Raw genomic sequence first — 926 nt, forward strand, 5'->3', positions numbered from 1 at the left:
ATAAACAGTTCTCTTTAGAATTGTCCAATAAAGTGTAACCTATCCAGCAGAGATATTTGTTTCTGTCATCGGTTGGAACATATACTTCATCTATTGAAAGTACAGATGGCATGGGAAGCCTTGGTGTACTGATATATCTGTCAAATATGTTGATGACTGTATTGGTGGATATATGATATCTTTCACCAACACTTTTAAATGTTTCAAATGGCTTTTTAAGATCCTGCAGAACACTATAAACGGTAGCTGACGAGATCCTTTCCGTTCCAAAAGTAAAAGGATTGGATTCATAAAAAGTCTTGTTGCATGCAGGACATCTGTAACGTCGGGCATGATAATCAATGAAACAAGAGGAAGTGGAAACAACAGAATGTTTTATTTTCTTATCTATGTAATTGACAACTTTAGTTGTTCTGGTCTGGCAAACAGGGCAACGCTGTTCTCTGTTTATAAGTTTCAAGATAATATGGACACCATCTTTTCTATGGAAGATATCGTAATGTTCAATGATGTTACTATCAATACCAAATATTTTTAATACATCACTGTTGTGATCAGTGGACATAGTATTGGTATCAGGTTTCATAGAAATCACCAGCGCTATATAAAAATTTGTTCAAATTCATTTCAAAATCATCTCCTTCTGTTTATCTTTACTTAAATGATAATGAAAAGAACAGAAAAAAAGATAAAAGTTATGTTGGAAGAAAAATAAGCATATGATTTCTTCGGTTTATTTGACAGTATGAACGGTAATTTTGTTCAACGTTATAATATTTGTTGATCAGAAAAGATCTGTGAAAGTTATCCACAGGGAAATCAGGATCATCAAGACAGTCGATGATTTGAGAGAATGTAAAAGTAGAAAAAGGAATCATATTGGATTGTCAACACTTTTTTGGACACTTTTTATGAGAACGCACGAT

Annotated in this window: 1 pseudogene; it reads right to left on the reverse strand. The window is 32.9% G+C overall.

Annotated features, from left to right (window positions below):
- Window positions 1-586: pseudogene (locus DWZ53_RS11080) on the reverse strand (ISL3 family transposase); the annotation flags it as partial.
- Window positions 587-926: the final 340 nt, after the last annotated feature.

The organism is Coprobacillus sp. AF33-1AC (assembly GCF_003475785.1).
Lineage (GTDB): Bacteria > Bacillota_I > Bacilli_A > Erysipelotrichales > Coprobacillaceae > Faecalibacillus.